This window comes from Amycolatopsis sp. NPDC049691, from assembly GCF_040675005.1.
In the GTDB taxonomy this organism is placed as follows: domain Bacteria; phylum Actinomycetota; class Actinomycetes; order Mycobacteriales; family Pseudonocardiaceae; genus Amycolatopsis.
Genome location: NZ_JBFANX010000001.1, coordinates 771,638 through 792,587, shown reverse-complemented (window position 1 = coordinate 792,587; position 20,950 = coordinate 771,638). Strand labels below are relative to the sequence as shown.

General features: G+C 72.4%; 14 protein-coding genes. 10 read left to right on the top strand and 4 right to left on the bottom strand.

Translation table 11 applies throughout. The annotated features are described in order from the left end of the window. Positions 1–86: 86 nt before the first annotated feature. The 3 genes from AB0J40_RS03770 (at position 87) to AB0J40_RS03760 (ending at position 8,254) form a co-directional block, all read left to right on the top strand. Positions 87–2,192, top strand: a complete 2,106-nt coding sequence (locus AB0J40_RS03770) for a hypothetical protein (RefSeq protein ID WP_364447007.1) — start codon at positions 87–89, stop codon at positions 2,190–2,192. An 83-nt stretch (positions 2,193–2,275) separates the two neighbouring features. Continuing rightward, complete coding sequence (locus AB0J40_RS03765; RefSeq protein WP_364447004.1) at positions 2,276–4,414, top strand: FUSC family protein; 2,139 nt, start codon at positions 2,276–2,278, stop codon at positions 4,412–4,414. A 144-nt stretch (positions 4,415–4,558) separates the two neighbouring features. After that, positions 4,559–8,254 carry a S8 family serine peptidase gene (locus AB0J40_RS03760; RefSeq protein WP_364447001.1) on the top strand — a complete coding sequence of 1,232 codons (3,696 nt, stop codon included), beginning with the start codon at positions 4,559–4,561 and terminating at the stop codon, positions 8,252–8,254. On the opposite strand, the gene AB0J40_RS03755 is transcribed toward AB0J40_RS03760, so the two are convergent. Then, positions 8,247–9,281, bottom strand: a complete 1,035-nt coding sequence (locus tag AB0J40_RS03755; protein WP_364446998.1) for a helix-turn-helix domain-containing protein — start codon at positions 9,279–9,281, stop codon at positions 8,247–8,249. The two genes, AB0J40_RS03760 and AB0J40_RS03755, sit on opposite strands and share 8 nt — an antisense overlap. Positions 9,282–9,483: 202 nt before the next feature. Between AB0J40_RS03755 and AB0J40_RS03750 the strand changes: the two genes are divergently transcribed. The 5 genes from AB0J40_RS03750 (at position 9,484) to AB0J40_RS03730 (ending at position 16,481) form a co-directional block, all read left to right on the top strand. Next, complete coding sequence (locus tag AB0J40_RS03750; RefSeq protein ID WP_364446995.1) at positions 9,484–12,072, top strand: tetratricopeptide repeat protein; 2,589 nt, start codon at positions 9,484–9,486, stop codon at positions 12,070–12,072. A 129-nt stretch (positions 12,073–12,201) separates the two neighbouring features. Further along, complete coding sequence (locus AB0J40_RS03745; protein WP_364446992.1) at positions 12,202–12,945, top strand: SDR family oxidoreductase; 744 nt, start codon at positions 12,202–12,204, stop codon at positions 12,943–12,945. A 24-nt stretch (positions 12,946–12,969) separates the two neighbouring features. Next, positions 12,970–13,824, top strand: a complete 855-nt coding sequence (locus tag AB0J40_RS03740) for an SDR family NAD(P)-dependent oxidoreductase (RefSeq protein ID WP_364446989.1) — start codon at positions 12,970–12,972, stop codon at positions 13,822–13,824. Between the two features lie 150 nt (positions 13,825–13,974). Beyond that, positions 13,975–15,276 (top strand): DUF1800 domain-containing protein, encoded by a 1,302-nt coding sequence (locus tag AB0J40_RS03735; RefSeq protein ID WP_364446987.1) that lies wholly within the window; start codon positions 13,975–13,977, stop codon positions 15,274–15,276. Then, positions 15,273–16,481, top strand: coding sequence for a DUF1501 domain-containing protein (locus tag AB0J40_RS03730; protein WP_364446984.1), 1,209 nt, complete (start codon positions 15,273–15,275; stop codon positions 16,479–16,481). Before AB0J40_RS03735 ends, AB0J40_RS03730 begins: the two co-directional genes overlap by 4 nt. Here the strand turns inward: AB0J40_RS03730 and AB0J40_RS03725 are convergent. Next, positions 16,478–17,782, bottom strand: a complete 1,305-nt coding sequence (locus AB0J40_RS03725) for a HAMP domain-containing sensor histidine kinase (RefSeq protein WP_364446981.1) — start codon at positions 17,780–17,782, stop codon at positions 16,478–16,480. The two genes, AB0J40_RS03730 and AB0J40_RS03725, sit on opposite strands and share 4 nt — an antisense overlap. Further along, complete coding sequence (locus AB0J40_RS03720) at positions 17,779–18,459, bottom strand: response regulator transcription factor (RefSeq protein ID WP_364446978.1); 681 nt, start codon at positions 18,457–18,459, stop codon at positions 17,779–17,781. Before AB0J40_RS03720 ends, AB0J40_RS03725 begins: the two co-directional genes overlap by 4 nt. 134 nt (positions 18,460–18,593) lie before the next feature. On the opposite strand from AB0J40_RS03720, the gene AB0J40_RS03715 reads away from it, so the two are divergent. Continuing rightward, complete coding sequence (locus AB0J40_RS03715) at positions 18,594–19,034, top strand: hypothetical protein (protein WP_364446976.1); 441 nt, start codon at positions 18,594–18,596, stop codon at positions 19,032–19,034. A gap of 25 nt (positions 19,035–19,059) precedes the next feature. On the opposite strand, the gene AB0J40_RS03710 is transcribed toward AB0J40_RS03715, so the two are convergent. Beyond that, on the bottom strand, positions 19,060–20,094 hold the full coding sequence (locus tag AB0J40_RS03710) for a DUF3592 domain-containing protein (RefSeq protein ID WP_364446973.1): 1,035 nt from the start codon (positions 20,092–20,094) through the stop codon (positions 19,060–19,062). A 189-nt stretch (positions 20,095–20,283) separates the two neighbouring features. Here AB0J40_RS03710 and AB0J40_RS03705 point away from each other — a divergent pair, with 189 nt between their 5' ends. Continuing rightward, the gene (locus tag AB0J40_RS03705; RefSeq protein WP_364446970.1) at positions 20,284–20,901 is read left to right on the top strand and encodes a TetR/AcrR family transcriptional regulator; all 618 of its coding nucleotides are present in this window, start codon (positions 20,284–20,286) and stop codon (positions 20,899–20,901) included. The last annotated feature ends 49 nt before the right edge of the window (positions 20,902–20,950 follow it).

The following is a 20,950-nucleotide window of genomic DNA, read 5'->3' as shown; positions in this document are numbered from 1 at the left end:
CAAGCTAACACCGGAACGGGCCCGGCTTCGGTGCAGACACCCGTCCCGGCACTAACACCCCTGCGCCGCCGAGCGATGCGAGAGACGTGGCTACCACGGCAGACGATGAGTCGCTGACCTCGGCCGACCGAGCGCTGGTCGACCACGTGCGAACCGGCGAAATGCTCGACCTCGCGGTCTACGGTCCGCTCGACGACGCGGCGATGTCGGCGTGGGACGACACCCACACCATCTCCGCCACCGTGATCCGGGACATCCTGCGGGGCCGGCACGTCGACGACCCCGATCCGCACGGACTACGGCTCCGCGGAGCACGGGTGGCCGGCCGGCTCGACCTGGAGAACATCAGCAGCGTCCTCGAGCTCGAACTCGTCGACTGCCTGCTCGACGGTGGCATAACCGCGCGCGACGCCACGCTCGGCGCGCTCAGCTTGGTCGGATGCCGGCTCAGCCACCCGACCGAGCCGCCCCTCGACGGCGCCCGCTTGACGGCTGCCGTCGTCCACCTCGGCCGCACCAGCCTCGACGCACACTGCCGCGAGGGCGCCCTGCACCTTCCCGAGGCACGCCTCGGTGTGCTGAATTGCGACGGCGTGCGGTTGGTCAACGACTCCGGGCCGGCCTTGACCGCCGACGGTATGCGGGTCGAACGGAGCGCGTTCCTGCACAACGGGTCCACGGCCACCGGGTCGGGCAAGCCGGGCGCGGTCCGGGTACCGGGTGCCGAAATCGGCGTGCAACTCAACTGCTCGGGGTCGCGGCTGGTCGGCAACTCCGGACCCGCGCTGGTCGCCGACGGCCTGCAGGTGGGCCAGGACCTGATCCTCGGCTACGGATTCGAGGCCACCGGTTCCGGCGAAGACGGCGCGATCCGGCTGCCGGGCGCCCAGGTCGGCGGACAGCTCACCTTGTCCGGCGCGCGACTGTCCAATGCGTCCGGCCCCGCCCTGACCGCCGATCGCCTGCGCGTCGACGAGTACGTGCGCTTGGACGGGGGATTCGCGGCCTCCGGATCGGGCGGATACGGCGCGGTCCGGATGCTCGGTGCCCACGTCGCCGGGCTCGACTGCGCCGGCGCGCGGTTCGTCAACGACTCAGGGCCCGCCCTCGGCGCCGACCGTCTGCGCGTCGACGAGGACCTGCGTCTGAACGACGGCTTCGAAGCCATCGGGTCCGGCGAACTGGGCGCGGTCCGGATGCTCGGTGCGCACCTCGGCGAATTCGACTGCGCCGGCGCGCGGTTCGTCAACGACTCGGGGCCGGCCCTGTGGGTCGACAACCTGCGAGTCGACCAGAACACGCGTTTCGGCGACGGGTTCGAAGCCAGCGGATCCGGCGAAGAAGGTGCGATCCGGATGCGCGGCGGCCACTTCGGGGGAGGATTCATCCTCACGGGTGCGCGGCTGTCCAACAGCTCCGGACCGGCCCTGTCCGCGGACAGCCTGCGGGTCGACCAGAACCTGTACATCGGCTTCGGGTTCGAAGCCACCGGATCCGGCGAAGACGAAGTCGTGATCGACCTGAGTTACGCGACCGTCCGCGGCGCACTGGTGTTCGCCCCGGACAAGCTGGAGCACCTCACCGTCCCGGAGCAACTGGTCAGTATCGACGGCCTCACCTACACCGGCCTGCCGTTGGGCGTCCCGCCGGAGGAGTGGTTGACGCTGCTTCGCCACGGCACACCGGAGTATGCCGCCCAGCCGTACCAGCACCTGGCTGCCGCGTTTCGCGCGGCGGGCCACGACCGCGAAGCCCGCCGCGTCCTCATCGCCCAACGCCACGACCAAATCAAGCGCCGGGCCCTCACCGGCCGCGCCGAGCGCACGTGGGCCCGCGTCACCGGCCTGCTGCTCGGCTACGGCTACAAACCCTGGCGTGCGCTCATCGCCCTCACCGCGGTCCTCACCGCCGCCGTCCTGGCTGCGCTGGTCATCGGCGGTCACGGTGCGCTCGCCCAGGTCCGCACCCCGCCCCCGGCGACACCGGCACCCTGTGCCTGGATCGACGAAATCGGCGTCGGCCTCGACATCGGCACCCCGCTGATCAGCACCGGCGCCCGCACCCGGTGCGACACCACCGACACCCCGGCCGGTCACGCCCTCACTCTGATCGGCTGGGCGCTACGCCTCTTGGCCTGGGCGTTCGCCACGCTGTTCATCGCGGGATTCACCGGCGCCGTCCGCAAGACCTGACGATCGCCGTCCAATCCGGACAGCTCCCGGCAGGACGTCGTCAACCCGCTGTTCGCGGCGTCGCCGCCGACTATGCTCGCCCGGTGGCGATCGACTCCCCCGCCCGGCCGGCCCGCCGGGTGGCACTTCGAGCGTGGGTTCCCCAGTGGTCGACGGCGGCGGCCCTGCGCGCCGTCCGTGCCACGCTGGTGGTGCCCGCCCTGTTCGCGTTCAGCATCACCGTGCTCGGCGACCTGCAGGTGGCGACCTTCGCGGCGTTCGGCGGGTTCGCCACGCTCGTCATGGCCTCGTTCGGCGGCGATCGGCTCGACAAGCTGCGCGCGCACTTCGGGCTCGCCGTCGTGGGCAGTGTCCTGCTGGTCGTCGGCACCGCCGCCAGCGCGTCGCTGCCGCTGGCCGCGGTCGTCACGCTGGTCGTGGCCTTCCTGGTGCTGTTCGGCGGGGTCGCGGGACCGAACGCGGCCGCCGGGGGCACCGCCGCACTGCTCGCCTACGTCCTCCCCGCCGCCTCCCCCGGTGCCATGAGCATGGTGCCCGCCCGCCTCGGCGGCTGGTGGCTGGCGTCGGTGGTCGGCACCGCGGCCGTCCTGCTGCTGTCCCCCCGCTCGCCCGCCACGACCCTGCGTGACGCGGCGGCCCGGGCGGCCGGCGCGATGGCCGACTACCTGGACGCGGCCCTGCGCGGCGCCCCGGACGTCGGCACCGCCCACGAAGCAGTGGTCGAGGCCAAGCACCACCTGATCGACGAGTTCACCGCGACGCCGTACCGCCAGACCGGGCTGGCCGCCGAAGACCAGGCCCTCGACAACCTGGTGGGCCTGCTCGAGTGGTGCGGTTCGGTCATCGCCGACACCCTCGGCGAATACCCGGACCTCGGCGGCGCGCCGGAAGTCGAACGGCAGCTCCTCGCCGAAACCGCCGCCTGTCTGCGCACGGTCACGCGGCTGGTGTCCGGCCGGGCAGCCTCGTTCGACGCGGACGAACTGGACCGCCGGATCGAGGCGAGCGTGGCGTGGCTGCGCGACCTCGATTCCGGCGACCCGGGTTACGCCGACGCGGTGCACCTGTCCTTCCACGCCCGCACCGCCGCGTTCGCCGTCCGCGCCGCGGCTGTCGAAGCGAGTGCCGCGACACCGGGCGGCCGGCGTCCGCGCGGGCTGTCACTGGCGTCGCTGACGCGGGTCGCGTCCCCCCACACGAGCCTGCGGTCGGTGTGGTTCGTCAACAGCCTCCGCGGCGCGGTGGCCCTGACCGCCGCGGTCGTGGTCGCCGGCGTCAGCGGGGTCGAGCACGGGTTCTGGGTGGTTCTCGGCACTCTGTCGGTGCTGCGCGGCAACGCGGCGGCAACCGGGTCGACCGCGCTCCGGGCACTGCTCGGCACCGCACTCGGCGTCGTCGTCGGCGCGCTGTTGCTGCTGGTGATCGGCACCAGCGCGCCCGCCTTGTGGATCGCCCTCCCGATCGCGGTGCTGGTCGCCGCCTACGCGCCCGGCGCCCTGCCCTTCACCGCCGGCCAGGCCGCTTTCACGGTGACGGTGTCCGTGCTGTTCAACCTGCTCGCACCGGCCGGCTGGCGGATCGGGGTGGTGCGGATCGAAGACGTCGCGATCGGCTGCGCGGTGTGCCTGGTGGCGGGCGCGCTGTTCTGGCCGCGCGGCGCCCGGGCTGTCGTCGCCGACGACCTCGCCGACGCGTTCCGCACGGGCGGCGCGTACCTGGCCGCGGCGGCGAACTGGGCCCTCGGCCTCCGCCACGACTCGCCGGCCCCGGCCGCGGCGACCGCGGCCGGAGCCCGCCTCGACGACGCGCTCCGCGGGTTCCTCAGCGAGCAGGGCACCAAGCACGTGCCCAAACCCGACCTGTGGCGGCTGGTCATGGGCACGGTCCGCTCGCGGCTGACCGCGCAGTCACTGGCCGGCCTCCCGAACCCGCACGTCGAGCCGGACCCGTTCCGCCGGCTCCTCGGCGACCAAGCGGGCCAGCTCGCCGCCTGGTACGACCACCTCGCATCCCGCCTGGACCGCACCGACCACGGCGACGTACCGATCCTCGCCCCGCCCACGTTCCCGGACCTCCTCCAGCAACCCGGCGCTTCGGTGCGCGACCTGGCGTGCGCGCTGTGGGTCCACGAACACATCAAGCACCTCGCGGCACGGCTCGCGGAACTCGTCGAGCCGGCGAACGTCGTGGCGGCCCAACGCCATCGCCCTTGGTGGCGTTAGGCCTCCCGCTCCCGGTCGAGCAACGGCTCGCCCCGACCGGCGCTGTCGGCGGCCACTTGCCTCCGCTGACGAAGATGCGACGTGTCGTGATTCGGACGCCGCCGCCCTAGTGACGGATCGCGGCGGCCGGGCGAGCCTGGTGCGATGCACTGGAGATCATCTGTTCTGGTCCTGACCTGCGTCGGCACCCTCGCCGCGGGCACCGCCGGAGCCGCGGGCGCGGTCCCCGGCCCGACGGCGGCACCGTCACCCGCGGCCGCCGAACGGCACTCGGTCACCCTGCTCACCGGGGACGTCGTCCAGGTCGAACGGCAGCCCGGCGGCAAGCAGGCCGCCACCGTCCAGCCCTCGCCGGGCCGGGAGAAGATCCGGTTCCACCAGCAGGAGGTCGACGGCCACCTCAGCGTCTTCCCCGAGGACGTCACCCCGCGGCTGGCCGCGAAGCAGGTCGACCGGACCCTCTTCGACGTCACCGAGCTGATCGCCGAGGGCTACGCCGACGAGCAGTCGGCGACCCTCCCGCTGATCCTCACCTACGGCAAGGGCACCGACCTCCGGAAAACGACCGCGAAAGCCGACCTCGGCGCGACGCTGACCAGTGTCAACGGCCGGTCCGCGCGGGCGAGCAAGGCGAACGCCGCCGCGTTCTGGGCCTCGTCGGGCGACGTCGAGCGGATCTCCCTCGACCGCAAGGTCCGGGCCTCCCTCGACCGGAGCGTGCCGCAGATCGGCGCCCCGGAGGCGTGGGCGGCGGGCTACGACGGCACCGGCACCACGGTCGCCGTCCTCGACACGGGTTACGACCCCACCCACCCCGACCTGGCCGGGCGCGTGAGCGAGGCGGTCAACTTCACGACCAGCCCCGACACGACCGACCACTTCGGCCACGGCACGCACGTCGCCTCGACGATCGCGGGCTCCGGCGCCGCCTCGGGCGGCCGGCTCAAGGGCGCCGCGCCGGGCGCGAAACTGCTCGTCGGCAAGGTGCTCGACGACGACGGCTTCGGCTACGAGTCCTGGGTCCTCGCCGGGATGGAGTGGGCGGCGCACTCCGGCGCCAAGGCGGTCAACATGAGCCTCGGCGGCGGCCCGACCGACGGCACCGACGCGCTCAGCGTCGGCCTCGACGCGCTCAGCGCACAGACCGGCACGCTCTTCGTGGTGGCCGCGGGCAACGACGGCGAGCAGGGCGCCTACACGGTCGGCTCGCCGGGCACCGCCGAGGCCGCGCTGACCGTCGGCGCGGTCGGCCGGGACGAGAAACTGGCGCCGTTCTCCAGCCGCGGCCCGCGCCTGGGCGACAACGCCGTCAAGCCCGACATCACCGCGCCCGGCGTCGGCATCGTCGCCGCCCGCGCCGCGGGGACCGCCATGGGCGACGTCGTCGACGACCACTACACCGCCGCCTCCGGCACCTCGATGGCCACGCCGCACGTCGCCGGCGCGGCGGCGATCCTCGCCCAGCAGCACCCCGGCTGGACGGGCCGGCAGCTGAAGGACGCGCTGGCCGGCACGTCCCTGACCGCCACCGGGCTCTCGGTGTTCGAGCAGGGCGGCGGCCGGGTCGACGTGGCCCGCGCGGTCAAGCAGCAGGTCTTCGGCACCGGCACGCTCGACCTCGGCGCGGTCGAGGACGGCAAGGGCGCGGTGTCCAAAGAGGTCACCTACACGAACGTCGGCACCACGCCGGTTTCGCTGAAGCTCGCGCTCGACGCCAAGTCCCTCGCCGGTGTCCCCGCCGGCTCCGGGATCCGGGTCGACAAATCCACTGTGGACGTTCCGGCCGGTGGGCAGGCGAGCGTCACGATCACCGGCGACCCGGCGAAACTGGCGGCGGGCACCTACAGCGGGCGGCTCACCGCGACGGCCGACGGGGTGGCGGTGCACACCGCGCTCGGCGCGGACAAGACGGCGCCGAAGCACAAGGTCACCCTCACTGCGCTCGACCTGCAGGGCAAGCCGGCCGTCGCGCCGTGGCTGCTGATGTACGGCGAGGACTACCGCTTCGACGTCAACACCTGGCTGGGCGGCGGAAGCCTGACGGTCGAGCTCGGCGCGGGCGTGTACTACCTGACCGCCGAGGTCGACGGGACCCGCGACGGCCTCACCGTGTCCCAGGTCGTCCTGCCGGAGCTGCGGATCACCGGCGACACGACCGTCGTGCTGGACGCCCGCAAGGCGGTGAAGGTGGACATCCAGACCCCGCAACCGTCCGAACAGGCCGGGATCTGGAGCTACTACACCTACCGGGAACTCGGGCCACGCCGGATCGCGAACTACGCCATGCAGTTCGACTACACCCGCGAACTCCGCGTCACCCCGACCCCGAAGGTGACCACCGGCGCCTTCGAGTTCGGCTCCCGCTGGTCGAGGATCGCACCGCCGTTGACGGTGAACGTCCTGGGCGGCCGGGACGCGCTGACGAACCGCTACCTGGCCGGCTCGCCCAAACTGGACGGCCGGCGGTTGCTGCAGGCCGTCTCCGCGGGGCAGGGCAAACCGGCGGACTTCCAGAACGTGCGCGGGAAGGCCGCGATCGTCGACCCGGACCCGGCGGACTACAACCGCGACGACGTCTCCCGCGCCGCCGCGGACGCCGGGGCGGCGATCGTCTTCATCGTCGTGCCGGACGGCTGGGGCACCGCCTCGGTGCCGTCGAACAGCGTGCCGTCGATCAGCGCGGCGCCGTTCCTCAAGATCCCGACCGTCCAGCTCGACCGCGGCGAGGGGCTCGCGCTGCTCGAGAAGATCAAGCGCTTCCCGGTTCTCCTGAGCCTGCAAGGGGTCGCGGTCAGCCCGTACCTCTACGACGTGGTGCAGACCGAACGCGACCGGATCCCGGACCAGCCCGTCCACCGGGTCACCGCGGCGAACACCGCGACCGTCACCACCCACTACCGCCAGACCGGCAGCGGGGGTGAGGCCAAGGAACAGCGGTTCGCGTGGAAGCCGTGGCAGGACTTCGCCGTCAACGAGTACCAGCGGTACGTGACGACGCCGTCGACGCGGGTGGAGTACGTCAGCTCCGGGGACGTCCTGTGGCAGCACCGGGTCAAGCACGGGCTCATCTGGGACGAGATGTCCCCGCTCCAGGGCGGCATGACCGCGGCGCCGCGCACCTACACGGGGAAGGAGAACATCACCGAGGACTGGTTCGCGCCGGTCGTCCGGCCGGCCATCCCGCGTGGCGTGCCGGGCTCGGAGTCGACCCGTGAAGGGGACAAGCTGCAGATCCGGATCCCGGAGTTCGTCGACAGCCAGGCCGGGCACTACGGCTTCAACGAAGGCGACGACCAGGCCGGCCCCGCCGTCACGTCGGCGAAGCTGTTCCGCGACGGCAATCTCGTGTCGGAACAGCCGTACGCCTTCGGCACCTTCCCCGCCGGCGCGGACCCGGCGACCTACCGGCTCGACCTGTCGGTGCGGCGTGACTCGCCGGAGTGGCTGTTCGGCACCGGTACGCAGACGTCGTGGACGTTCCGCTCGGCCCGGTCGGCGGCCCCGGCGCTGCTTCCGCTGCTGCAGCTGGACTACACGGTCGACGCGGACGCAGGCAACCGGCTCCCGGCCGGACGCAAGGCCAGGATCGGCCTGACCGCCCGGTTCCAGGACGGGATGGCCGCGCCGGACGTGCGGTCGATGAGGGCCTGGGCGTCCTACGACGACGGCAAGACCTGGCGCGCCGTCGACGTCAGGCGCACCGGGAAGTCCTACGAGGCCACGATCGACCACCCGGCGCTCGGCGCCACGAACTCCTACGTCGCGTTGCGGGTGCAGGCCACCGACAACGCGGGCAACGCCGTCGACCAGACGGTGCTGCGGGCGTACGGGCTCAGCTAGGAACGACGTCGCTCAGGGGCTCCGGGTGCCTTCCGCCGCTTGGCTGCAGGAGGTACCCGGGGCTCGGCTCGTCCAGCCAGCCGAGCTTGCTGGCCTGCCAGGCCAGCTGCATCCGGGTGCGGGCGTTGACCCGGCGCATGAGGTCCTGCAGGCGCCGCTGGACGGTCCGGTAGCTGACGTTGAGCTGGGTCGCGATCGACTTGTCGCTGACCCCGCCGATGAGCAGGGACAGCAGCCGCCGCTCGTCGGGGTCGAGGTGGGCGGTGGGCGCGGTGTCGCCGATCCGCAGCGGCGACGCGCGTTCCCAGTAGACCTCGAACAACGCGACCAGCGCGGACAGCAGGCTGCTTTCCCGGACGAGCGCGGCGGTGGGCTCGCCCGTGCTGTCGTGGCTGACCAGCGGGCACAGCGCCACCTTGCGGTCGGAGATGGCCAGACGCACCGGAAGCTTCGAAATCGAGCGGGCGATCTCGCCGCCTTCGATCCCCTCCAGGACGTTGACGATCCGGCCGGGTTCTTCGAGCAGCCCGGTCTCGTAGATCACGCGGTACTGCACGCCGCGCGCCTGGGCCAGCGCCTCCTCGACGTTCTCGGACGCCGCCATCGCGACGTTGCCCTCCAGGCAGAACCACAGGGACTCTTCGCGGGCGCTGCGCTGGATGGCGAGGGCCTGCCGCCGGATCGCGTCCGCCCCGGTGACGACCTCGACGAGCTGCGCGGAGTCACGCCGCCGTGCGCTGCCGCGGTACTCCTCGGCGAGCTGGGACACCGCGGCCCTGGCGGCCTCCAGTTTCTCCTGGCCCCGCACCAGCAGCGGGCCGAGGGAGACATCCGGTGGCGCGGACATGTAGTGCCCGTCGGCCATGCTGACGAGCCCCTTCGCCAGCAGGACCTCCAGGATCGGCTCCACCTCGCCGCGGCCCACGCCGGTCTGGCCGGCGATCTCGTCGGGTGCGGTCCGGTAGCCGCCGACGATCACGCGGTAGACCCGTTCTTCGTCGGGAGTCATGCCCAGCGCTTCCAGCACCCTGCCTCCTAGCCACGCGGCCAAAGCGTCCCATCGGCGTCGACGGCTCGTGGACAACGTACAACGCGGGTGCGGACCGGTCCTGTCCCCCGGCGGCCTTCGACCGGTCGTTGCGGCGTCCGGTTGACGGCCGTTGTGCTCTCGTTCCTCGCCTGCTCATGCTGGGACGGCAGACGTTGCCGGAACGAGTGACGAGGTCGCCATGCCCGCGGTGCATCGCACGATCCTCGTCGTGGACGTCGAGCGGTACGGCTCGCCCGTGCGGTCGGACTCCGACCGCGTGGCCATCCGCGCCGGGCTCTACCGGGCCCTCGAAGACGCGTTCGCCAAGGCCGCGCTCCGGTGGGATGACTGCGACCGGCTGAACAGCGGCGACGGCGTCCTCGTCGTGGTTCCGCCGACGGTGCCGAAGAGCGCGTTCGTCGAGCTGCTGCCCGGCAACCTGATCGCCGGGCTGCGCCGGCACAACCAGCGCAGCGGCAGCACGAGGCAGATCCGGCTGCGGATGGCACTTCACGCCGGCGAGGTCCGCTACGACGAGCACGGGGTGGTGGGCACCGCGGTCAACCACGCGTTCCGGCTGATCGAGTCGCACGCCTTCGGGTCGATGTTCGCCCGCTCGGACGGCGAGCTGGGGCTGGTCGTTTCGGCGTGGTTCTTCGACAACGTGGTCCGGCACAGCGATCTCGGTGTCCCCGACGCGTACCGGCCGCTGTACGCCGCGGTCAAGGAGACCGAGACGACCGCGTGGGTGCGGCTCTGGGGCGGCCAGGCGACACCGCCGCCGGTGGTCACCGCCCCGCCACGCCAGCTTCCGCCGCCGAGCCGGCATTTCGTCGGCCGGACCGCGGAACTCGACGCGCTGGCTTCGTTCGTCATGGCCGGCGACGCGCAGACCGTGGTGATCACCGCCATCGCCGGCACCGCGGGCATCGGCAAGACGACGCTCGCGACCAGGTGGGCCAATGCGGTCCGCGGCCGCTACCCCGACGGTCAGCTGCACGTCGACCTGCGCGGCTTCGACCACCGCGCCGAGCTCGATCCCGTCCAGGTGCTGCACGGGTTCCTGGAAGCGCTGGGCGTCGCGGCGTCGGCGATGCCCGGCGACCTGGACGGGCGGTCGGCGCTCTACCGCGGGCTCCTCGCCGACCGGCGCATGCTGGTCATGCTGGACAACGCCCGGTCCGCGGAGCAGATCCGGCCGCTGCTGCCGAACTCCCCGACGTGCCTCGTGCTGATCACGAGCCGGGACCGCCTGGACAGCCTGGTGGTCCACGAGGGTGCGCACCGCCTGAGCCTGGACGTGCTGCCCGAAGACGACGCGGCGCGCGTGCTCGCCTGCCACATCGCGCCGGACCGGATCGCCGCCGAACCCGCGGCCGTCGCCGACCTCGTCGAGCTGTGCGCGCGGCTGCCGCTGGCGTTGAGCATCGTCGCGGCGCGCGCGGCGAACCAGCCGCTCCTGGCACTCAGCCGGCTCGCCGGGCAACTGCGCGACGAGCGGGATCGGCTGGACACGCTCGACCTCGGCGGGCACGACCTCGACTTCCGCGCGGTCGTTTCCTGGTCGTACCGCCGGTTGTCGCCGAAGGCAGCACGGCTCTTCCGCCTGCTCGGCGTCCACCCGGGACCCGACATCGACGTGCTCGCCTGCACGGCACTGCTCGACGACGGACGCGTGCGCCCCCTCCTCACCGAGCTCACCGCCGCGCACCTGCTCGAAGAGCACCGACCGGGTCGATTTCGCTTCCACGACCTGCTTCGCGTGTACGCCCAGGAGTGCGCGGAGCTTCAAGAGCCTGAACTCGAAGCGGTGAAGGTTCGTATCCTGGACCACTACGTGGCTGCCGCGCTGGTAGCGGACTGCCACGTACTCCCCTGGCGCGAAGGGGTGTTCCGCCCCGCTCCGTCCGCGGACACGATCCCGTACCTCACCGGCTACCACGAAGCCATGGCGTGGCTGGCGGAAGAGAACGCCACCCTGCTCGCGATCGTCGACTTCGCTGCCCGCACCGGTTTCGCCGACCACGTCGGCCGGCTCGCGTGGGCGTTGAACACCTTCCTCAACCGCACCGGTCAACGCCACGAACGAGAAGCGGTGCTCCGCAAGGCGCTCGCGGTCGCCCGCGACGACGACGCACGGCTGATCGCGTTGCCCGCCCTCGCCCGCGCGCTGTTCCGGCTGGGACGCCACGAGGAAGCGCAGGAGATGTTCGACGCCGCCGCCGCGATGGTCGCCGACCGCGACGACCGCGACGCGAAGATCAGGGTGCTGATGGGAAACGCGGACTTGTACGAGGACCAGAAGCTGCACGACAAGGCGCTCGAGTGCCTGCGGCGGATGTGGTCGCTGGTGCGGGAACTGCCGAACCCGATGCTCCACGCCGACACGCTCTGCAGAATCGCCCGGCAGCAATCCTGGCTCGGCTCACCGGCCGAGGCGCTCGAGCTGGCCGAGCGCTCCCTCGATCTGTACCGCGGCATCGACCATCGCGACGGCGAGGCGTACGCGTGCATCACGCTGGGTTGTACGTACCAGGCGCTCGGCGAGTACGAGCGCGCGCTCGAGTGGTTCGAGCTCGCGTTGGCGACCGACCGCGAACTGGGCGTCCAGTACTGGGAGGCGGAGGCCCTGATCCAGATCGGCGACACGCATCGGCTGTGGGGCGCCCGAGACGAAGCGATAGCGGCGTGGAGCGAGGCCGCCTCGATCCTGGATCGGCTGCACCATCCCGAAGTCCTCGACGTCCGGGCCAAATTGGACGGCTTCGCCACCGAGGTCTCATCGTGACGCGGCCGCGTCGGGCCACTCGGTCCGTACATCGGATCGACCCATGCCCACCGCTCTGACCGAAAGACGTCCGGCTGTGACCTGGTTCACACCTGGTCACAGCCGAGCCGGAACCGGTGTCTGGTGGGCATGACGAACACGGAACAGACCACGGTGTTGATCACCGGAGGCAACAAGGGACTCGGTCTCGAGGCGGCCCGTAGGCTCGGCGAGCTGGGCTGGACGATCTTTCTCGGCTCGCGCGACAAAGATCGCGGACAGGCGGCGGCCGACAAGCTGGCCGCCGGCGGCGCGCACGTGGTCCTGGTCCCGCTGGACGTGACTTCGGACGAGTCGGTGGCCGACGCCGTGCGGCTGGTTCGACAGCACACCGACCGGCTGGACGTGCTGATCAACAACGCCGGCGCGCCGGGCGGGGCCGTCCACCCCGCGGAGGCCACGGCCGACGAGATCCACTCCGTCTACGACACCAACGTGTACGGGCCGGTCCGGGTCACGCACGCGTTCCTGCCCCTGCTGCGGGCCGCCGATCAGCCTCGGGTGGTGATGGTGTCCAGCGGCGTCGGCTCCTTCGCGGTCGTGACCGACCCGAACCAGGCCGCCTCGAAGATGCACGAGCTCGCCTACAGCTCGTCCAAGGCGGCGCTGAACATGCTCACCGTCCGGTACGCCCAGGCGTTCCCGGACATCAAGTTCAACGCCGTCACGCCCGGCGAGGTCGCCAACCGCAAGTTCGCCGCCACGGACATGAACAACCACACGGGCACGCTGACGGTCACCGAGGGCACCGACCCGTTCATCGAGCTCGCGACGCTCGGCGCCGACGGACCGACCGGGATCTTCGTCGACCGCCTCGGCCCCGTGGCCTGGTAACCACCTCCACCGAAAGGGAAAGACGTGAACAGCAAGGTTTGGTTCGTCACCGGTTCCTCCCGCGGTCTCGGTCGCGAGTTCGTCGAGGCCGCCCTGTCCCGCGGTGACAAGGTGGCCGCGACCGCCCGAACGGCCGCCAGTCTGGACGACCTGGTCACCAAGTACGGCGACGCGGTGCTCCCGCTCGAGCTGGACGTGATCGACAAGGCCGCTGTCTTCGCGAGCGTGCAGCGGGCCAAGGACCACTTCGGCCGGTTGGACGTCGTCGTGAACAACGCCGGGTACGCCCAGGTCGGCGCGATCGAGGAGCTGACCGAGCAGGAGATGCGGGACCAGCTGGAGACCAACCTGTTCGGCGCGCTGTGGGTCATCCAGGCCGTGCTGCCCCACCTGCGCGAGCAGGGCGCGGGGCACATCGTCCAGCTGTCCTCGGCGGCCGGGCTCATCGCCGTCCCGCTCGGAGGCGCGTACCACGTCTCCAAGTGGGCGGTGGAAGCCCTGAACGAGGCCCTCGCCGGTGAGGTCGCCGGCTTCGGCGTCAAGGTGACCATCATCGAGCCCGGCGGCTTCGCCACGAGGGACGGCAAGAACCCGAACCCGCTCGACAACGGCCACCTGGCCCGGACGAACCCGGCCTACGACGACGTCCGCCGGCGCTTGGCCGGCTTCACGAACAAGCAGCCCGCCGGCGACCCGGCCGCCGCGGCCCGGACGCTCCTCAAGATCGCCGACATGGACAACCCGCCGCTTCGAGTCCTTTTCGGACAGGGTTTCTATCCCATGATCCAGCAGGCCTACGCCGACCGCCTCAAGACCTGGGCCGACGGGCAAGACCTTTCGGTGGCGGCCCACGGCAAGCTCGACCAGGACGCCCGGTGACGCGGGTCCGGCAACGAGCAGGCCTTCAGCCGCTGCCACGTCGCCATTGACACTGCGCGGGCAGCGTCCGGCGGTGGGTAGCTGTGGGTTGGCTTAAGAAAGGTCTCCGGACGTCGCGGCCCGGCCGCCCCGAAGCCCACCATCGGAGGCATGGTGGTGCTCTCCGAACGAGCGGCCGTCCGGCGGCTGCACGACCGCCTCGGCTTCGGGCCGCGGCCCGGCGACCTCGACCGGGGGTTCGCCGAGACCCGTGACCGGCTGCTGGGCGACGGGCCGGACGCCGGGGCGGCCGCGACGCCCATGCCCGATCTCGGGCCGCCGCCGGACAAACCCGGCAAGAACGCCGACCAGACCGCGAAGCAGCAGGCCCGCAAGCAGACCCAGGCGCAGGCCACGCAGGCCGTGAGCTGGTGGCTGGACCGGATGGTCGCCGCCGACCTCGCCTCCGTGGAGCGGCTGACCTGGTTCTGGCACGGCCACTTCGCCACCGGCGAGCAGAAGGTCCGCAGCCCGGCGCTGATGCTCGCGCAGAACCGGACCCAGCGCGAACACGCCCTCGGCAGCTTCACCGACCTCGCCCGTGCCATGGTCGTCGATCCCGCGATGCTGCTGTGGCTCGACGGCAACAGCAACAAGGCGGGCAAACCCAACGAGAACCTCTCCCGCGAATTCATGGAGCTGTTCACCCTCGGCGTCGGGCACTACACGGAAAACGACGTCCGCGAGGCGGCCCGCGCGCTCACCGGCTGGACCGCCAAGCGCGACGCCGCCGGCGCCCAGCTGGTCGCCAAGCGCCACGACGACGGCGTCAAACACATCCTCGGAGCCGTCGGCGACTTCGCCGCGCAGTCCTTTGTGGACCTCGTGCTCGGCAGGCCCGAATCGGCGCCGTTCGTCGCCGGGCGCGTCTGGTTCCGGCTCGTCTCCGCCACACCGCCGCCGGCCGACGCGCTCAACCGCCTGGTCGCCGCCTACGGCGGCCGCCGCGACATCCGCGCGCTGCTGCGTGCCGTCACCGACGAAGCCGCCTTCCACGACAGCGCGACCTCGCTGGTCAAGCAGCCCGTCGAGTGGCTGGCCGGGCTGCTGCGCGCCCTGGGGGTACGGCCGGCGAAGCTCGACGACAAGACCCGGACCCAGCTGCTGGCGGCGTTGCGCGGAATGGGCCAAGTACCGTTCCAGCCGCCCAGCGTCGGCGGGTGGGCGGCCGGCGGGGCCTGGCTGACGACGTCGGCGGGCGTGGCGCGCCTGCACGCGGCCCAGCTGGTCGCCGAGCACGCCGACCTGGGCGCGGTGGCGACGGCGCGGGACAAGGCCGGCGCGATCGGCGACCTGCTCGGCGTCGACGCGTGGTCGGACCGGACGCGCGCCGCGCTGGCCGGCGTGGCCGGCAACGTCCGCCAACTGTCCACAGTGGCCGCTTGTGCCCCCGAATACGTAGTGAGCGGGTGACGATCGTGCAGCAGGTGAACCGTCGCAGGTTCCTCACCGCGACCGGCGTGACGGCCGCCGCGGCCCTGGCCGCCGGCGCCACGCAGATCGACTGGGGGCAGCTGCTGTCGGCGGCGCAGGAGAACCCGCTCGACCCGGACGCGGGCGTGCTCGTGGTCGTCACCCTCTACGGCGGCAACGACGGCCTCAACACCGTCGTCCCCGCGGGCGACCCGGCGTACCAGGACGCGCGCCCGGAGCTGGCGTATAGGCCGGAAGAGGTGCTCGACCTCGGCGAGGGCCTCGGCCTGAACCCGGGCATGAAGGGGTTCAAGTCCCTCTGGGACGACAAGCAGCTCGCCGTGCTGCGCGGCGTCGGCTACCCGAAGCCCGACCACAGCCACTTCCGGTCGATGGCGATCTGGCAGACGGCCTCGCCGGAGACGTCCGTGCCGACCGGCTGGCTCGGCCGCTGGCTGGACGCCACCGGCGACGACCCGCTGCGCGCGGTCTCGGTCGACCCGGTGCTGCCGCCGCTGCTCGCCGGGGAGCGGACCGCGGCGGCGTCGCTGCCGGTCGGCGGGCTCAAGCTTCCGGAAGGCGCGCTGGGCAAGGCGTTCGAAGACCTCGGCGCCGCCCAGCCGGGCGAAGGGCTCTGGCAGGCACGCGCCGCGCGGTCGGTGACCGACCTGCACCGGGCCGTGCAGACCCTGGGAAAGCCCGGCGAGAGCGGGAAGAAGGCGAAGGGCGAGCTGGCCGCCCAGCTGGACGTGGTCGCCGGGCTGATCGAGGCGGGCGTGCCGACGCGGGCGTATTCGGTGTCGCTGGGCGGGTTCGACACGCACGCCGACGAACGCGGCACCCAGCAGCGGCTGCTGACCGAACTGGACGGTGCGCTGACGCCGTTCGTGCAGCGGCTGGCGAAGTCCGACCGCGGCAAGCAGGCGATCGTGCTGGTGTATTCGGAGTTCGGCAGGCGCGTCACGGCGAACGCCAGCCAGGGCACCGACCACGGCACCGCGGGTCCGGTGTTCGTCCTCGGCTCCCGCGTCAAGGGCGGGTTCCACGGCGCCGAGCCGAGCCTGACCGACCTGGACGACGGCGACCTGAAGCTGACCACGGACTTCCGTGACGTCTACGCGACGCTGGTGGAGGACGTGCTGGGCACGGAGGCGGGCAAGGTGCTGACCGGCCACTCCGGCCGGCTGGACGGCCTGTTCGCCTAGCCCGCGGCCGGCAGCCCGGTCAGCCGGAACCGGGCTCCCCCGCCTGGCGCGGCCTCGCACCACAGATCGCCGCCATGGGCACGGGCGAACCCACGGGCGATCGGCAGGCCCAGTCCCGACCCACCCCGGCTGCGCGCCGCGTCCAACCGGACGAGCCGGTCGAAGATGCGCTCACGCTCCGGTCCCGGGACGCCGGGCCCGGTGTCGGTCACCGTGACGCCGTCGCCGGTGACCTCCAGGGTGAGCGTGCCCCGGCCGTCCATCGCGCGGACGGCGTTGCCGGTCAGGTTGGCCAGGATCTGCGTGAGCCGCGCCCGGTCGCCGAGCACGATCGTGTCGGGGCCGGTGATTTCGACCGTGACGTCCGGCGCGGTCAGCCGGACCTGCTCGGCTTGCGCGGTGGCCAGTTCCCGCAGCGGAACCGGTGCCCGCTCGAGTTCGGCGCCGGCGTCGAGCCGGGCCAGCTCCAGCAGGTCGCCGACGAGTTTCCCGGCCCGCTGCGACTCGCGGACCACGAGCAGCTCCAGCTGCTCCCGCCGTTCGTGCGGCGTGTCCGGAGGTTGCTGCAGCAACGCCTCGGCCGCCGCTTGGACGCCCGCCAGCGGGGTCCGCAGTTCGTGGGCGGCGTCGGCGACGAACTGCCGGGTCCGTGCCTCGGAAGCCCGAGCCGCTCGCTCGGCGCCTTCGAGCGCGTCGAGTGCGGAGTCGAACGCCGCCGCCGCGCGGCCCAGCTCGGTGCCGGTCCGTTCCGGCGCGAGCCGGCCGCCCCGCTCGCCGGAGACGATCGAGCGCGCCAACCGCGTCATCGCGTCCAGCGGCGCGAGCGCGAACCGGACGGCCAGCAGCAGCGCGACCGCGGCGACGACCAGCGCGCCGACGCCGGTGGCCAGCAGCACCCACCGCAGGCTCTGCTCGGCGGCCGCGATCAGCGAGTCGTCCGCGGTGAGGGTCAGCTTCGCGCCGTTGATGCGGGCCGGCCCGGCCAGCGTCGCGCGCACCTGCCGGATCCGGGCGTCCGCCGGCAGGCCGGGCCCGCCGAGGACCGTGCCGTCGGGCAGGGTAAGCGACCCCTGCACCCCGCGCGTCTCGACGCGCCGGAGCAGGTTCGGCGGCGCCACGTTCTGCTTGGCGAGCTGCTGCGCCAGCTGGACCCGGGCGGTGAGCACCGCGTTGACGTCCCGTTCGGCCTGCGCGCGGAACACCGCGTCCACCACCAGGCCGACCGCGACGAGCACCACGGCCAGCACCACCAGCACGGTGACCGTGACCCGCCGGCGCAGCGAAGCGGTCCGCAGGCTCACGGCGCACCACGCAGGACATACCCCTGGCCGCGCACGGTGTGCACCACGCGGGGTCCGTGTGCTTCGAGCTTGCGCCGCAGCGTGCTGACGTTGACTTCGACGAGGTTCGGCGCGGAGTCGCCGTAGCCCCACACCGAGGTGAGGATCTGCGTCTTGGAGACGACCCGGTCCCGGTGCTGGGCGAGGTACAGCAGCACCTTCCATTCGGTGGAGGTCAGCTCGACATCCGCGGCGCCATAGCGGGCCCGGCCGCCCTCGACGTCGATCACGAGGTCACCGATCTCGACCGTCGGCCGGGTGCGGCCGGTCCGGCGCAGCACCGCGGTCACCCTCGCGACCAGTTCGGCGAGGACGAACGGCTTCACCACGTAGTCGTCGGCGCCCTCGCCGAGCCCGCGCAGCCGGTCTTCGACCCCGTCCCGCGCGGTCAGCATCACCACCCCGGCGGCCGAGGTCCGCCGGATCACCCGCAGCAGCTCGAACCCGTCCCGGCCGGGCAGCATCACGTCCAGCACCACCAAGTCCGGGCGGACGCGGACGAGATCGGTTTCGAGAGCGGCTCCGTCGGGCCGCGAACGCACCGAGAAGCCCGCGTCGGCCAGCGCCGACTCGACCGGCACGCGGATCGCCTCCGCGTCTTCGATCACCAGGATGCGCGGCGGCGTCGGGTCCTCCACCCGGCCCAGCCTAGAGGCGACCACCGCCGCGCCGGCTGCTTGCGACGTCGACGAACTGGTGCTAAATCAGAATTGGCACTCACGGCCACCGAGTGCTAACCATGCGGAGCGCCTACGACGGACGGAGGACGATCATGGGGCTGAACAAGGTCTGGATCCAGACGCTCAGCGACGGCCTGCTGCGCGCCGACCAGATCGTCGGCCTGACCGCGCACGCCACCCCGTCCCTGCCGGGCAAGACCTCACGGTGGCTGCTGGACGCCACCGTCGCCGTCCCCGCGGGCAGCGGCGGCGGCAACGGCTGGGACATCGGGATCCTGCACCGCACGTTGATCCAGACCCCCGCCGAACCGGCGGGCGCGCCCGAAGCACTCGCCCGTCTCCTGGCCGAGCTGGACCAACCGGACAGCGCGGGCGTGATCACGCCACTGGCCACCGACCCCCCGCTCACGGACGCGGCCGCGAGCACGGTCCGATTCGCCTTCACGTCCTTCACCGGCGACAGCCCCGAAGCGAACAGCACCCATTCGGCCGCCCAGCCGTCCGAGGCTTCGCAACCACAAGAAGTTCCGTGACGCGGGGAGTGATCGCGGCGCTGTCTCACCGCCGAGATCGGGTGACCCGCGGCCCTTCCGCGGAGCCGGGCACGGCGTGCGGGCGGGGCTTGCGGGGACCGTACGGGAACAGGACGACCATCCGCCGCCCCCAGCCGCCGATCCACGCTCGGCGATTCTCCTCGCCTGCCAGGAACCCGGTGCCGTGGCCCGACATCGTGGTCCGCAGCACCAGCTCGCTGCCGTCGCGGTAGCGGACCAGGACCTCCGCGGTGTGCCCGCGGGCCAGGAAACCGGGCACGACGGTCACCGCCGCGATCCGCCAGCCGGTGCGGGCCACCGCTCGGGCGCGGCGGCGCCAGCCCATCGCCGCCTTGGCCGCGAACGGCAGCCCGGCCACGCCGGCCACCAGCGGGAGCACGCTGAAGCCGACGAGGATCCGGTTCTCGTTCGGCTCCTCGGTGGTGCGCACGTGCCGCGGGTCGTCCGGGTCGTAGACGACGGTCACCGCGTCACCGGCGCGGTACGAGCGCGCGGAGTCGCGGGCGATCTCCTCGGTCCAGGACTGGCCCGGTGAGTGGTAGCGGACCCAGAACGACGACGGGCCCCGCGTCGGCTCGTGGACCGAGAGCACCACGCCTTCGACGCGGACCCCGGTGACGAGGAGGGCGGCCGAGGCATGGTCGGCGGCGATGATGCCGGCGAGCCCGCCCGCGAACACCGCGGTCCAGACCAGCGCCAGCGCCGCCGCGCGCCGGGCGATCCGGCGCAGCCCGGCGGTCTGCGCGTCGAGGTCGATGCGGCCCTCTCCGTTGGTCGCGTCGCGGGCGGGCAGCCAGGCGCCGTAGCCCGGCAGCTCGGCACGCAGCCGACGGTCCGGGATCCCCAGGCGATACGCGCCGAAGACGGTCAGGGCAAGGGATCCGGTCAGGATGGCGGCCTCGGTGGGGAGTTCGCCCTCCTCGAAGACGTAGGCCGGATCGAGCAGCGAGTAGGTCGTACCCGCGCCGACGAACAGGAAGACCAGCACCGCGACCACCGTCGCGACCAGCCAGGCGGTCCGACGTCTTCCAGGCTCCACCAGTCGAGAATAGGACCGCCGGACGGCGCCGTTCCTGCGAGAAAGGCACAGGCAGCTGCGGCAACCGAAGGGCCTCCGGCAGCGTGTCGACACCGGGATGGTTCCCCCGAAACGTCAGGTTAGCGCCCGCTTACAATGGGCACGACCGCGGCCGGCCATCCTGGGCGGTGGGGTCTGGGAGGATCACGGATGACGATGTCGCTGTCGGCCGATCTGTGGCCGGACGTGCAGCCCGAGACCGCTCGCCGGTTGATGCTGGCCGGGGTGGAGGCCTTCGCCAAGCGCGGGTACCACGCCACCACCACGCGGGACATCGCCGGGGCCGCCGGGATGAGTCCCGCCGCCCTCTACGTGCACTTCCCCTCCAAGGCCGCGCTGCTCTTCGCCATCAGCCGGTACGGCCACGAGCAGACCCTCGCCCTCGTCGAGAACGTCGTCGCGAAGGAGTCCGACCCCGTCGAACGGATCCGGCTGATCGTCGAGGACTTCGTCGCCTGGCACGCGCGACGCCACACCGTCGCCCGGGTCGTCCAGTACGAGCTGCAGGCCCTGCCCGAGCAGGAGTTCCAGGTGGTCGCCGAGCTGCGGCGGCGCATCGAGCGGATCGTCCGCGAGGTCATCGCCGACGGCGTCGAGGACGGCGTCTTCACCGTCTCCGACCCGCACATTTCGGCCCGCGCGGTGCTCTCCCTCGGCGTCGACGTCGCCCGCTGGTACACCGAGCGCGCCCGCCAGACGCCGGCCGCGCTGGGCAAGGAGTACGGCGGCCTGGTGCTGCGTATGCTCGGTGTGTCGCAGCCGCAATAGCGGACCCTCCCTGTCCGCTATCCCTGACACCCTGGGCCCATGACCTCGG